Origin of the sequence: Brucella sp. IR073 (assembly GCF_049065735.1) — a bacterium.
GTDB lineage: Bacteria > Pseudomonadota > Alphaproteobacteria > Rhizobiales > Rhizobiaceae > Paramesorhizobium.
The window spans coordinates 357,533-370,678 of record NZ_JBAKHD010000003.1 but is presented as its reverse complement, the minus strand read 5'-3'; the positions used below and the strand labels follow the sequence as shown (position 1 = coordinate 370,678).

Below are 13,146 nucleotides of genomic sequence, written 5' to 3'. Positions count from 1 at the left end.
AGCGGAGCCACGAAGAGCGAGGGCGCCTGGCACCCCCGCCCGAACTATCAGACGATCTTCTGCCCCGTCTTCGCCCAATCGGCGAGGAAGGACTCGAGCCCCTTGTCCGTCAGCGGGTGCTTGGCGAGCGCCTTCAACACGGCAGGCGGGACGGTGGCGACGTCGGCGCCGATGAGGGCGGCGTCCTTGACATGGTTCACGGTGCGGATCGAGGCCGCGAGGATCTCGGTCTTGAAATCGTAATTGTCATAGATGGTGCGGATTTCGGCGATGAGCTCCATGCCGTTGATGCCCATGTCGTCGAGGCGGCCGATGAAGGGCGAGATGAAGGTCGCGCCCGCCTTGGCGGCGAGAAGCGCCTGGGTGGCAGAGAAGCAGAGCGTGACATTGACCTTGCGGCCCTCCGAGGTCAGCGCCTTGCAGGCCTTGAGGCCGTCGAGCGTCAGCGGCACCTTGATACAGATATTGTCCGCGATCTTGGAGAGAACCGCTGCTTCTTTCATCATGCCGTCATAGTCGAGCGCCGTGACTTCAGCCGAAACCGGGCCGGAGACGATATCGCAGATTTCCTTGGTGACTTCGAGAATGTTGCGGCCCGACTTCATCACCAGGGAGGGGTTGGTGGTTACGCCGTCGAGGAGGCCGAGATCGTTCAGCTCGCGGATTTCCTTCACATCGGCGGTATCGACAAAGAATTTCATTTCTGCATCCTCCATATACTGGCTGGCGAGGTATCGGGCTTGGCCTTTAAAAGTCCCATCCTTCTTATCCTCTAAGGTGGGTTTTCTTTACTCCAAAGCCAAGCCAAGGTCACGCGATCATGTCGAAAGATTCGCACCTACCCCGCAGGATCGTACCCGTGCTCGTTCCTATGCCCGCAGAACGGCCCTATTCCTATGCCGTGCCTGATGGGATGAGCGTCGTGCCGGGCTCGATCGTGCGGGTGCCGCTGGGGCCGCGCGAGGTGGCGGGCATCGTCACCGGGGGCGAGACGGATGCGGTGGATGCCAGGAAGTTGCGGCCGATTTCAGAAGTGTTCGACTGCCCGCCGGTCGAGCCGGACATGCTGCGCTTCGTCGCTTGGGCGGCGGATTATACGCTGTCGCCGCCTGGCATGGTGGCGCGGATGCTCTTGCGCGTCCCTGCTGCCTTCGACCCCGAGCCGCCGATTCCGGGCTTGCGCTATGCCGGGCAGAAGCCGGACCGGCTGACGGATGCGCGCGCGCGGGTGATGGAACTTGTCGAGGACGGCATGGCGTGGACGCGCTCCGGCCTTGCCCACGCAGCCGGGGTCTCGACGACGGTCGTCGAAGGGCTGAAGGTGCAGGGCGTGTTCGAGGAGGTGATGATTCCGCCGCCGCCGGTGGTGGCCGCGCCCGATATCGATTACGCCCGCGCCGATCTTTCGCCGGATCAGCAGGCGGCGGCGGACATGCTGGTGGAGAATGTCGAGAAGCAGGGTTTCTCCGTTTCATTGCTCGACGGCGTGACCGGTTCGGGCAAGACGGAAGTCTATTTCGAGGCTATGGCAAAAGCTATCGAGCAGGGGCGGCAGGTGCTGATTCTGCTGCCTGAAATCGCGCTGACGCAGCAATTCCTCGACCGGTTCCACAATCGCTTCGGGGCGAAGCCCGCCGAATGGCATTCCGACTTGCCACCGAAGATGCGCGAGCGCGTCTGGCGGCAGGTGGCGGAAGGCGCGGTGAAAGTGGTGGCCGGAGCGCGCTCGGCGCTGTTCCTGCCGTTCCGCGAGTTGGGGCTGATCGTGGTCGACGAGGAGCACGATCCCGCCTACAAGCAGGAGGATCGCGTCTTTTATAATGCCCGCGACATGGCTGTCGTGCGTGGGCATATTGGAGGTTTCCCGGTCGTGCTCGCCTCGGCGACGCCGTCGGTCGAAAGCCAAGTCAATGCGGAGCAGGGGCGCTATAAGCGCATCCGGCTTTCCTCCCGCTATGCCGAAGCGGCGATGCCGGACCTGAAGACCATCGACATGCGCCGCTCGCCGCCGCCGCCAGGGCGGTTCCTGTCGCCGGTGCTGACGGGAGCCATCGCCCAGACATTGGAGCGGAAGGAGCAGGCGCTGCTCTTCCTCAACCGCCGGGGCTATGCGCCCTTGACGCTCTGCCGTGTCTGCGGTCACCGCTTTCAATGCCCGGATTGTTCGAGCTGGCTGGTGGAACACCGCTTTCGCGGCCAGCTGATGTGCCATCAATGCGGTTATCACGAGCCGGTGCCGCAATCTTGCCCATCCTGCGGCACGCTCGACCATCTCGTGGCCTGCGGGCCTGGGGTGGAGCGCATTGCGGAGGAGACGGCGGCGGCGTTTCCCGATGCGCGGATCATCGTGTTGTCTTCCGATCTTCTCGGCGGGGTGAAGCGGTTGCGGCTGGAACTGGAGGCCATCGCCAAGGGCGAGGCGGATATCGTCATCGGCACGCAGCTTGTGGCGAAAGGGCATAATTTTCCCGACATGACGCTGGTGGGCGTGATCGATGCCGATCTTGGCCTTGCCAATGGCGATCCGCGTGCGGCGGAGCGGACATTCCAGTTGCTCAATCAGGTGACGGGACGGGCAGGGCGGACAGGGCGCAAGAGTATCGGTCTGCTTCAGACCTATCAGCCGGAGCACCCCGTCATGCGCGCCATCGTCTCGGGGGATGCAGAGGCTTTCTATGCGCGCGAGATCGAGGAGCGCGAGCGAGCGGGCTTGCCACCCTTCGGGCGACTGGCGGCGCTGATCGTTTCGGCCAATTCGCGCGCCGAGGCGGAGAGCCATGCGCGCGCATTGCGGAGGGCCGCGCCGTCATCATCGGAAATCGCCGTGCTTGGGCCGGCGGAGGCGCCGCTTGCGCTGATTCGCGGGCGGCATCGGTTTCGATTGCTGATCCATGGGACGAAGCGGGCGGATATTCAGGCATTTATTCGCGCGCTGCTCGCGGCGGGGCCGAAAGAGCGGGGATCGGTGAGGGTGCAGGTGGATATCGACCCGCAGAGCTTTTTGTAAATTTCACGTCCGAGTATCTGTGCAGATATTTTTTCTGTTGTGGTTGTCGCAAGCGTAGAGGAATGGATCCCAGTGACAAGCACTGGGATGACGGATGGGGTGAGCGTTGTGGACAATCTCCGGGCCTTCCTCCTCCAAACGGTGTTCGTTAGGGCGAAGCTCTCTCCACCTCGTCATCCCAGTGCTTGTCACTGGGATCCATTCCTCTACATCTCCGTCACTCCGGCGGTTCAAAACAAAAGCGGCACCAGCGCTTTTTGTCGCACTTTTCTCAAACCTGCCTTATAGAGCGCGCACCGATTTTCGACGCAAGGGGAAATGGCATGGACCTTTATTGGCCGGCGAGCGATGGGGAGTGGATGGCGTGGGCTTCGGCGCTTGTTACGGTGCTGTTCGGGCTGTTCCTGTTTCTCGCGCCCGGCCTGTCGATGAAGCTGCTGCGCCTCGCGCCATCAAACGAACGCCCTGAGGCTTTCGCCTCGATCCGCGCGACAATGGCGGGATTTCACATAGGCTTAGGCCTTTCCTGCATCATTTTCGCCCAGCCCTTCCTTTGGCTGGCGCTCGGCGCCGCATGGGGCTTCACCCTTTTCGGGCGGCTCATCTCCATGATGTCGGACAAGGGCAACACGATTTACAACTGGCTGGCGGCGTTGATCGAGTTTCTGCTTGCCGCCGCGCCGCTGCTTTTTGCCTTCGGATTCATCGCCTGAAGCCGCAAGAATCCCCGCAATTGCGACAAAGCTGACCAAAAACAGCGGGATTCGCGTGTTGCGAGTCCCGTTCGTTCATGCTAGAGGGCAAACGAATTTCAGCGGGGATGTTCAGCACATCTAATATGCGCTGGGAAAAATCAATAAAGTCAATGATTTAGGTTGACCTGTCCCTCAGGCCCCAAGTCTTGACGCTAACCAAGAGAGCCTGTTGTCCGTGACGGAAAGTTCATCGCTCATTTCAGGTGTCGCGCGGCGTTACGCCGGATCGCTGTTCGATCTGGCTCTGGAAGCAAATTCCGTCGCCGCTGTGGAAAAAGACCTCGACCGGTTCGAGGCTCTCTTGAATGGCAGCGACGATCTCAAGCGTCTGGTCACGAGCCCGGTCTTTGCGACCGATGAGCAGGAGAAGGCGATTGCCGCCGTCGCGGACAAGGCGGGCATCACCGGCCTCGTCGGAAATTTCCTGCGCGTCGTCGCCAGCAATCGCCGCCTGTTCGTGCTGCCCGGCATGATCGAGGCGTTCCGCCAGATCGCGGCAGAGCATCGCGGCGAGATTTCCGCCAAGGTGACCGCCGCCCATGAATTGACTGCCACGCAGCAGAATGAATTGAAGGCGACGCTCAAGAGCGTGGCCGGCAAGGACGTGACGATCCATGTCACCGTCGATCCGTCGATCCTCGGCGGCCTCATCGTCAAGATGGGCTCGCGCCAGATCGATACCTCCCTTCGCACCAAACTTTCTTCTCTCAAGCTTGCACTGAAAGAGGTCGGCTGATGGACATCCGCGCTGCGGAAATTTCCGCAATCCTGAAAGAGCAAATCAAGAACTTCGGCAAGGAGGCTGAAGTCTCCGAAGTCGGTCAGGTTCTGTCCGTCGGTGACGGCATCGCCCGCGTCTACGGCCTCGACAACGTCCAGGCGGGCGAAATGGTCGAGTTCCCGAACGGCATTCGCGGCATGGCGCTGAACCTTGAAAGCGACAATGTCGGCGTCGTTATCTTCGGCTCCGACCGCGACATCAAGGAAGGCGACACCGTCAAGCGCACGGGCTCCATCGTGGACGTCCCGGTCGGCAAGGGGCTGCTCGGCCGCGTGGTTGATGCGCTCGGCAACCCCATCGACGGCAAAGGCCCGATCCAGGCGACCGAACGCCGCCGCGTGGACGTGAAGGCGCCCGGCATCATCCCGCGCAAGTCGGTGCATGAGCCGATGTCGACCGGCCTCAAGGCTGTGGACGCGCTCATCCCTGTTGGCCGCGGTCAGCGCGAGCTGATCATCGGCGACCGTCAGACCGGCAAGACCGCGATCATCCTCGACACGATCCTGAACCAGAAGCCGATCCACGACGCCGGTTCCGAGAAGGACAAGCTTTACTGCGTCTATGTGGCTATCGGCCAGAAGCGCTCGACCGTCGCGCAGTTCGTGAAGGTTCTGGAAGAGCGCGGCGCGCTCGAATATTCGATCATCATCGCGGCGACCGCTTCCGATCCTGCGCCGATGCAGTTCCTCGCGCCGTTCGCGGGCTGCGCCATGGGCGAATATTTCCGAGACAACGGCATGCACGCCCTTATCGGCTATGACGACCTCTCGAAGCAGGCCGTCGCCTACCGCCAGATGTCGCTGCTGCTGCGCCGTCCGCCCGGCCGCGAAGCCTATCCGGGCGACGTGTTCTACCTGCACTCGCGCCTTCTGGAGCGTGCGGCGAAGCTCAATGACGAGAACGGCGCCGGTTCGCTGACCGCTCTGCCCGTCATCGAGACGCAGGCGAACGACGTGTCGGCCTATATTCCGACCAACGTGATCTCGATCACCGACGGCCAGATCTTCCTCGAGACGAACCTGTTCTACCAGGGCATCCGTCCTGCCGTGAACGTCGGCCTCTCGGTGTCGCGCGTCGGCTCCGCCGCCCAGATCAAGGCGATGAAGCAGGTCGCGGGCTCGATCAAGGGTGAGCTGGCGCAGTACCGCGAAATGGCGGCCTTCGCGCAGTTCGGCTCGGACCTCGATGCGGCGACGCAGCGCCTTCTCAACCGCGGCGCGCGCCTGACGGAACTTCTGAAGCAGCCGCAATTCTCGCCGCTGAAGACGGAAGAACAGGTCGCGGTGATCTATGCCGGCGTCAACGGCTATCTCGACAAGCTCGCCGTCAATCAGGTCGGCAAGTTCGAGAACGGGCTGCTCGCCTATCTGCGCAGCGAGCACAAGGACGTGCTGGACTCGATCCGCACCGAGAAGCAGCTCACCGACGACATCAAGGCAAAGCTCAAGGCGGCAATCGACGCCTACGCCAAGAACTTCGCCTAAGGTTTTAGCCGCATGATCGTTCCGGAAAGTCATGGGGCTTTCCGGGATCATGCTTCTGACAGGACGAACGGATGCCTTCACTCAAGGATCTGAAAAACCGTATCGCCTCGGTCAAGGCGACGCAGAAGATCACCAAGGCGATGCAGATGGTCGCCGCGGCGAAGCTGCGCCGCGCACAGGAAGCTGCGGAGGCCGCGCGGCCCTATTCGCAGCGCATGGGCGCGGTTCTCGCCAATATCGCGCAGAATGTGAGCGGCGAGGATGCGCCGAAGCTGATGGTCGGCACGGGCGCGGACAATGTGCATCTTCTCGTCGTCTGCACGGCGGAACGCGGCCTTTGCGGCGGTTTCAACTCGCAGATCGCGCGTCTGGCGCGCGACCATGCGCGCAAGCTCCTCGCAGAAGGCAAGACGGTGAAGTTCATCACTGTCGGCAAGAAAGGCGCGGACATCCTGAAGCGTGAATTCGCCTCGATGTTCATCGCGCATTTCGACATGCGCGAAGTCAAGCAGATCGGCTTCGCCAATGCCGACGAGATCGGCCGCAAGGTCATCGCGCTTTTCGAGGAAGGCGCGTTCGACGTCTGCACCCTGTTCTATTCGGAATTCAAGTCGGTCATCAGCCAGGTGCCGACCGCGCAGCAGTTGATCCCGGCGTCCGCCGGCGTCGAGGCGGCGGCGACGGACGCTCAGGGGGCCCTCTACGAATATGAGCCGGACCCAAGCGTCATCCTCGGCGAGCTGATCCCGCGCAACATCTCGGTGCAGATTTTCCGGGCGCTTCTGGAAAACGTGGCCGGCGAGATGGGCGCCAAAATGAGTGCCATGGATAATGCGACGCGCAATGCCGGTGACATGATCAACAAGCTGTCGATCACCTATAACCGCCAGCGTCAGGCGCAGATTACCAAGGAACTGATCGAAATCATTTCGGGCGCGGAAGCGCTCTAGGTTAACGTATGATCTTATCCGAAAAGTCTGCAACTTTTCGGGATCATACGAAAGTTAGGTTTGCCGCATGATCCGGTCCAACATGGCCGATCATGCTAACGGAAGGTAAGGATCGATGGCAAAAGCAGCGACCCCGAAAACGACCGCCGAGGCCACGCCGGCTCCGGCAGAAAAGGCCGCGCCCAAGGCCGCGGCAGCAAGGACCAGCAAGGCCGCCGCAGCGAAAGCACCCGTGGCCGCCAATGAGGCCAAGGGCCGTGTGGGCCGCGTCAAGCAGGTCATCGGCGCCGTCGTCGACGTGCAGTTCGATGATCATCTGCCGCTGATCCTGAACGCGCTCGAAACCGAGAACCTCGGCAACCGCCTGGTTCTGGAAGTGGCGCAGCATCTGGGCGAGAACACCGTGCGCACCATCGCCATGGACTCGACCGAAGGTCTGGTGCGCGGCCAGGAAGTCACCGACACCGGCGCTCCGATCGAGGTTCCGGTCGGTGAAGCCACGCTCGGCCGCATCATGAACGTCATTGGCGAGCCGGTGGACGAAGCGGGCCCGATCGATGCGCCCGCCAAGCGCGCCATCCACCAGAATGCGCCTGAATATATCGAGCAGTCGACCGAAGCGCAGATCCTCATCACGGGCATCAAGGTCATCGATCTGCTGGCTCCCTACGCGAAGGGCGGCAAGATCGGCCTCTTCGGCGGCGCGGGCGTCGGCAAGACCGTTCTGATCATGGAGCTGATCAACAACGTCGCGAAGGCGCATGGCGGTTACTCCGTGTTCGCCGGCGTTGGTGAGCGTACCCGCGAGGGCAACGACCTCTATCACGAAATGATCGAGTCGGGCGTCAACAAGCCCGGCGGCGGCGAAGGCTCCAAGGCCGCGCTCGTCTACGGCCAGATGAACGAGCCGCCCGGTGCGCGCGCCCGCGTTGCGCTGTCCGGTCTGACGGTTGCCGAATATTTCCGCGACCAGGGCCAGGACGTGCTGTTCTTCGTGGACAACATCTTCCGCTTCACGCAGGCGGGTTCCGAGGTGTCGGCGCTTCTGGGCCGCATTCCTTCGGCGGTGGGCTATCAGCCGACGCTCGCCACTGACATGGGCGCCTTGCAGGAGCGCATCACCACCACCACCAAGGGCTCGATCACCTCGGTGCAGGCCATCTACGTGCCCGCCGACGACTTGACCGACCCGGCGCCGGCGACCTCGTTCGCCCACCTTGACGCAACGACCACGCTATCGCGCTCGATTGCGGAAAAGGGCATCTATCCGGCCGTCGATCCGCTCGACTCGACCTCGCGCATGCTCGACCCGATGATCGTCGGCGAGGAGCACTACGCGGTGGCCCGCCAGGTGCAGTCGATCCTCCAGCGCTACAAGTCGCTGCAGGACATCATCGCGATCCTGGGCATGGACGAGCTTTCCGAAGAGGACAAGCTCACCGTGGCCCGTGCCCGCAAGATCGAGCGCTTCCTGTCGCAGCCTTTCTTCGTCGCCGAAGTCTTCACCGGCTCGCCGGGCAAACTGGTGGACTTGAAGGACACGATCAAGGGCTTCAAGGGCCTCTGCGCCGGCGAATACGACCATCTGCCGGAAGCGGCCTTCTATATGGTAGGCTCCATCGAGGAAGCCGTCGAGAAGGCGAAGCGTCTGGCGGCGGAAGCGGCATAAATCAAAGGGAGTAGTGAGATAGTGAGATAGTGAGATAGTGAATGGCGGAACTCCCGGTTCCTAATCACTGCTCACTATTCCCTACTCACTAAAACGAACATGGCTGAAGCCTTCCAATTCGAACTGGTGTCGCCGGAGCGTCTGCTGCTTTCCGCCAAGGTCACGGAAGTCGTGATTCCCGGAAGCGAGGGCTACATGACCGTGATGGCCCGCCATGCTCCTCTGATGGCGACCATCAAGCCGGGCGTCATCAAGGTCAAGCAGGCCGACGGCAAGGACGATTCCTATGTGGTGTTCGGCGGTTTTGCCGATGTCACGCAGGAGAGCTGCACGGTTCTGGCAGAGTCCGCTGTGCATGTGGACGACCTCAACCGCGAGGACCTGAAGCGCCGCATCCAGGCCGCGCGGGAAGAACTGGACGAGGCGACCTCGCACGAGCACCGCACCAAGGCCGAGCAGTTCCTGCACCAGCTGATGACGCTCGAAGGCGCGATCCTGCCAGCCTGATCGTCCTATTATATGATTTTCGAAAAGCGGCCCCTGTGGCCGCTTTTTGTGTTTGTTGATTGGTGAGTTTGAACGGATGGCAGCGCACTGTAGTCGCGCAGGTTTGAGGACAAGTGATTGAACCGGTCATGGAAAAGCTTTTCCAGCCGGGTGATATTGCTGCGTCTGAGCTTTCGGGTGCCGCCCGAGGGATCAGTCAAGCGCATGATTTGTCCCGCGTTCATGCGCAGCCGACCGGGCGCCGGCTTGAAGCGCGTCCGCCGCTTATGGAGGGCTTTCCCATGGGCATGAAGATACTTTCCGCAGCCACCATCATCCTCGCCCTCAGCGCCTATGGCGCGCAGGCCGAGCAGTTCACTCAGGGCACGGTGAAGTCCTATGATCCGAATGCCGAGACGATTACGCTCGACAACGGTTCGACTTTCGCCCTGCGTCCCGGCGACCATCCGGCCGTTCAAAAGGGGGAGCCTGTCGTGGTCGCTTCCGATGACAATTACAACGGCACCCACTATGCCGATGATGTCTCTCCGGCTACCTCTGCTCCCGCCGGCATGAACGGCAACCAATAAGCCGCGCGATCTGCCTTGCCTGGTTTCAGGGGAGGCAGGGTGCTAGAGCGTGATGCGCTTAAGCCCGCGCGGGCATCACGCTCTAACTCTTTATTTTCCGCATGACCTTATCCGAAAAGTCTGGAACTTTTCGGGGTCATGCTACTGCATCAGCGTGCGCAAATGATGGATCAGCCCGGCGGCGGCGGACATGGCTTCCTCCGGCGCGCGGGCAAGGATGGCGTCGATCATGGCGATGTGCGCCTCGGTAGAGGCGGCGATGCCGTCGTCATGCTTGAGACGGAACCAGAAGCGCCGGCTGTGTGTCTGGAGCGGCGCGGCGAGGCGCGCGGCGAAAGGATTGGCCGCCGCGTGGCCCATCACCGCGTCCAGTGCTTTGTCGGCATCAAGGAACTGGCCGACATCGTTGTCCCGCGCCGCCCTTCGCATAGCATCCGCGGTTGCTTCAAGCCGCTCCCGGTCACGCGACCCGGCGAAGCGAGCCGCGTCGCGGGCGAGGATCTGTTCCACGCCTTCGCGGGCATCGAGCACCTTACCGAAATCCTGCGGGTCGAGCGGGGTGATGGCGATGCCGGAACGGGGCCGCACCTCAAGCAAGCCTTCCCAGGCCAGCCGTTGAATGGCCTCGCGAACCGGCGTCCGGCCCATGCCGGTCAGTTCGATCAGCGCGCGCTCGTTGACGACCATGGTCGGTTCAAGCACGAGCGTTACGATCAGCCGCTCGAGCGTCCGATAGGCCTGCTCGGCAAGGCTTTCCCCGTTCAGGTTCTCGAATATCGCCAAACGCAACCTCCCATGCTTGACCGCTGCGGAGCGTACAGATATATCACTGATATATCAATTATCGAAAGCCGTGTGGAGGGAATGCCATTGCGGCATTCGACGGAGAATGGGGACGCGGCGCAATGTCCGTTAGCGGGACGCAGGATCAGGAAACCATCGTCATCGGCGCGGGCATCATCGGCATTTGTATCGCCGCCCATCTTGCCGAGGCAGGGCACAGGGTCCTCGTTATCGACCGCACCGGCATTTGCGAGGAGACGAGTTCCGGAAATGCGGCGGCGCTGGCCTTCTCGGATATTCTGCCCCTGGCCTCCAAGGGGGTGCTGGCGAAGCTTCCCAAATGGCTCGCCGATCCGCTCGGGCCCTTCACCATCCGTCCTTCCTATCTGCCGCGGCTCGTGCCGTGGCTTTATCGTTTCTGGCGGGCCAGCGGCGACGAGGCGCAGGCCGCGTGCATGACTGCGCAGGCGGCGATGATGCGGCTTGCCGAAAAGGAAATGCTGGGCCTGATGAAGCGCGCCGGCGTGCTCTCCATGCTGCGCGAGGACGGTTCGCTCGAACTCTATGAAAGCGAGGCGGAGCTGAAGGCGGCGCAGCCCGGCTGGGACGCGCGGGAAAAGGCCGGCATCGCCTATTGGCATATCAGGGGCAAGGAGCTGGCGGAGTATCAGCCGGGCATTTCCCCACGCTTCGTGGTCGGCAGCTTCGTGCCGGACTGGAAGACGGTGAGCGATCCCAAACTTCTGGGGCAGGCGCTCTGGGCTTATGCGGAGCGCGCCGGGGCGCGGTTCATGAAAGGCGAGGTGAGAGGGCTTGAGCCATCCGGCGGCAAGACCTCGATCCGGCTGGCGGATGGCCGGGCGCTGCCTGCGGATAAGATTGTCATCGCGGCGGGAGCATGGTCGCATCATCTTGCCCGGCAATGCGGCGATGCCATACCGCTCGAGACCGAGCGCGGCTACAACACCACCCTGCCGGTGGAGAGTTTCGACCTCCGGCGGCAGCTGATTTTCGGCGGCCATGGTTTCGTCATCACGCCGCTTTCCACAGGCATCCGGGTGGGTGGCGCGGTGGAACTGGGCGGACTCAATCTTGCGCCCAATTATGCACGTTCCGAAGCGATGCTGAAAAAGGCGGCGCAGTTCCTGCCTGGTCTCAAGACCGAGGGCGGGCGGCAATGGATGGGCTACAGGCCGTCGTTGCCGGACTCTCTCCCTGCCATCGGCCGGGCCAGGAATGCGCCCAATGTCTATTATGCGTTCGGCCATGGTCATCTGGGGCTCACCCAATCCGCCGCGACCGGACGCCTGATCCGTGATTTGATTTCAGGGCAAAACCCGGCAATCGATCTCCAACCCTTCAATCCGCAACGTTTTTGAGGTTCTAACCAAAATGGCCAGGCACTCCTTCTTCTGCGTCGATGGGCATACCTGCGGCAATCCGGTGAGACTGGTGGCAGGCGGCGGCCCGAACCTTCAGGGCGCGAACATGATGGAGAAGCGGGCGCATTTCTTGCGGGAATATGACTGGATCCGCACGGGCCTGATGTTCGAGCCGCGCGGGCATGACATGATGTCCGGCTCCATCCTCTATCCGCCGACGCGGCCCGATTGCGACGTGGCGGTGCTGTTCATCGAGACCTCAGGCTGTCTGCCCATGTGCGGCCATGGAACCATCGGCACGGTGACGATGGCGATCGAGCAGGGGCTGGTGACGCCGAAGACCCCGGGCAGGCTCAATCTGGACACGCCCGCCGGGCTCGTCGCCATCGAATATGAGCAGAACGGGCAATATGTCGAGCGCGTGCGGCTCACCAATGTGCCGGGCTTCCTCTATGCGGAGGGGCTTGAAGTCGAATGCCCCGATCTCGGGCCGATCAAGGTGGATGTCGCCTATGGCGGCAATTTCTATGCCATCGTCGAGCCTCAGGAAAACTACAGCGACATGGCGGATTACAGCGCCCTGCAGCTCGTCGGCTGGAGCCCGGTGCTGCGCGAGCGCCTCAACGAGAAATACAAGTTCCAGCATCCGGAACTGCCCGATATCAACCGCCTGACGCATATCCTGTGGACGGGCAAGCCTACCAAGCCTGAGGCGCATGCACGCAACGCCGTGTTCTATGGCGAGAAGGCCATCGACCGCTCGCCCTGCGGCACCGGCACCTCCGCGCGCATGGCGCAGCTTGCCGCCAAGGGGAAGTTGAAGCCGGGCGACGAGTTCGTGCATGAATCCATCATCGGGTCGCTGTTCCATGGCCGGGTGGAGAAGGCGACCGAAGTGGCGGACCGCCCGGCCATCGTGCCGTCTATCGCCGGCTGGGCGCGGATGACGGGTTACAACACGATCTTCATCGACGACCGCGATCCGTTTGCGCATGGGTTTGTGGTGGCGTGATAGCGCCTTCGTCATTCTCGGTTTTGTGGCGGCGACGTGGGCAGATCCTCGGGACAAGCCCGAGGATGACGGCAACGGATAGCGAAAATGTCAATCACGAAACGGTGCGGAAAACGCGTTTAAATGCAACAGGCTAGGGGATAAAAAGGAAAGTTCCCGTCTTCTTGGACAAAATCGCTATAAACGCGAATGGCTGCCTTATCAGCCCTTCGTCTGAGATAAAAACGGTTGCTTTCCGCGTGGCAGC

At 62.1% G+C, this 13,146-nt stretch carries 12 protein-coding genes; 10 read left to right on the top strand and 2 right to left on the bottom strand.

Annotated elements, in window-relative coordinates:
* Nucleotides 1-47 precede the first annotated feature (47 nt).
* Entirely contained in the window at nt 48-701 is a 654-nt protein-coding gene (fsa, locus tag ACOWVG_RS08535) for a fructose-6-phosphate aldolase (protein WP_420961428.1), read from the bottom strand.
* A gap of 119 nt (nt 702-820) precedes the next feature.
* Between fsa and ACOWVG_RS08530 the strand changes: the two genes are divergently transcribed.
* From ACOWVG_RS08530 to ACOWVG_RS08495, 8 genes are all read left to right on the top strand, one after another.
* Nucleotides 821-3,007: a primosomal protein N' gene (locus tag ACOWVG_RS08530; RefSeq protein ID WP_420961427.1), complete on the top strand. Its 2,187-nt coding sequence runs from the start codon at nt 821-823 to the stop codon at nt 3,005-3,007.
* Between the two features lie 323 nt (nt 3,008-3,330).
* On the top strand, nt 3,331-3,720 hold the full coding sequence (locus tag ACOWVG_RS08525) for a DUF4345 family protein (protein WP_420961425.1): 390 nt from the start codon (nt 3,331-3,333) through the stop codon (nt 3,718-3,720).
* Between the two features lie 217 nt (nt 3,721-3,937).
* Nucleotides 3,938-4,498 (top strand): F0F1 ATP synthase subunit delta, encoded by a 561-nt coding sequence (locus ACOWVG_RS08520; RefSeq protein WP_420961423.1) that lies wholly within the window; start codon nt 3,938-3,940, stop codon nt 4,496-4,498.
* Entirely contained in the window at nt 4,498-6,027 is a 1,530-nt protein-coding gene (atpA, locus tag ACOWVG_RS08515) for a F0F1 ATP synthase subunit alpha (protein ID WP_420961421.1), read from the top strand. Before ACOWVG_RS08520 ends, atpA begins: the two co-directional genes overlap by 1 nt.
* A 71-nt stretch (nt 6,028-6,098) precedes the next feature.
* Entirely contained in the window at nt 6,099-6,977 is an 879-nt protein-coding gene (locus ACOWVG_RS08510; protein WP_420961420.1) for a F0F1 ATP synthase subunit gamma, read from the top strand.
* 115 nt (nt 6,978-7,092) lie between these two features.
* Nucleotides 7,093-8,646: a F0F1 ATP synthase subunit beta gene (gene atpD, locus ACOWVG_RS08505; protein WP_420961419.1), complete on the top strand. Its 1,554-nt coding sequence runs from the start codon at nt 7,093-7,095 to the stop codon at nt 8,644-8,646.
* 99 nt (nt 8,647-8,745) lie between these two features.
* Complete coding sequence (locus ACOWVG_RS08500) at nt 8,746-9,153, top strand: F0F1 ATP synthase subunit epsilon (protein WP_420961418.1); 408 nt, start codon at nt 8,746-8,748, stop codon at nt 9,151-9,153.
* A 281-nt stretch (nt 9,154-9,434) separates the two neighbouring features.
* Nucleotides 9,435-9,722, top strand: a complete 288-nt coding sequence (locus tag ACOWVG_RS08495) for a hypothetical protein (protein WP_420961417.1) — start codon at nt 9,435-9,437, stop codon at nt 9,720-9,722.
* A gap of 141 nt (nt 9,723-9,863) precedes the next feature.
* On the opposite strand, the gene ACOWVG_RS08490 is transcribed toward ACOWVG_RS08495, so the two are convergent.
* A complete protein-coding gene (locus ACOWVG_RS08490) occupies nt 9,864-10,556 on the bottom strand; it encodes a GntR family transcriptional regulator (protein ID WP_420961671.1) in 693 nt (230 codons plus the stop codon).
* Between the two features lie 71 nt (nt 10,557-10,627).
* Here ACOWVG_RS08490 and ACOWVG_RS08485 point away from each other — a divergent pair, with 71 nt between their 5' ends.
* Both ACOWVG_RS08485 and ACOWVG_RS08480 read left to right on the top strand, forming a co-directional pair.
* Nucleotides 10,628-11,884 carry an NAD(P)/FAD-dependent oxidoreductase gene (locus tag ACOWVG_RS08485; RefSeq protein ID WP_420961416.1) on the top strand — a complete coding sequence of 419 codons (1,257 nt, stop codon included), beginning with the start codon at nt 10,628-10,630 and terminating at the stop codon, nt 11,882-11,884.
* A 13-nt stretch (nt 11,885-11,897) separates the two neighbouring features.
* Complete coding sequence (locus ACOWVG_RS08480; protein ID WP_420961414.1) at nt 11,898-12,899, top strand: 4-hydroxyproline epimerase; 1,002 nt, start codon at nt 11,898-11,900, stop codon at nt 12,897-12,899.
* The last annotated feature ends 247 nt before the right edge of the window (nt 12,900-13,146 follow it).

Coding starts and splice junctions, on each gene's coding strand:
- fsa (WP_420961428.1), bottom strand. CDS start 701: ATGAAATTCTTTGTCGATACCGCCGATGTGAAGGAAATCCGCGAGCTG.
- ACOWVG_RS08530 (WP_420961427.1), top strand. CDS start 821: ATGTCGAAAGATTCGCACCTACCCCGCAGGATCGTACCCGTGCTCGTT.
- ACOWVG_RS08525 (WP_420961425.1), top strand. CDS start 3,331: ATGGACCTTTATTGGCCGGCGAGCGATGGGGAGTGGATGGCGTGGGCT.
- atpA (WP_420961421.1), top strand. CDS start 4,498: ATGGACATCCGCGCTGCGGAAATTTCCGCAATCCTGAAAGAGCAAATC.
- ACOWVG_RS08510 (WP_420961420.1), top strand. CDS start 6,099: ATGCCTTCACTCAAGGATCTGAAAAACCGTATCGCCTCGGTCAAGGCG.
- atpD (WP_420961419.1), top strand. CDS start 7,093: ATGGCAAAAGCAGCGACCCCGAAAACGACCGCCGAGGCCACGCCGGCT.
- ACOWVG_RS08500 (WP_420961418.1), top strand. CDS start 8,746: ATGGCTGAAGCCTTCCAATTCGAACTGGTGTCGCCGGAGCGTCTGCTG.
- ACOWVG_RS08495 (WP_420961417.1), top strand. CDS start 9,435: ATGGGCATGAAGATACTTTCCGCAGCCACCATCATCCTCGCCCTCAGC.
- ACOWVG_RS08485 (WP_420961416.1), top strand. CDS start 10,628: ATGTCCGTTAGCGGGACGCAGGATCAGGAAACCATCGTCATCGGCGCG.
- ACOWVG_RS08480 (WP_420961414.1), top strand. CDS start 11,898: ATGGCCAGGCACTCCTTCTTCTGCGTCGATGGGCATACCTGCGGCAAT.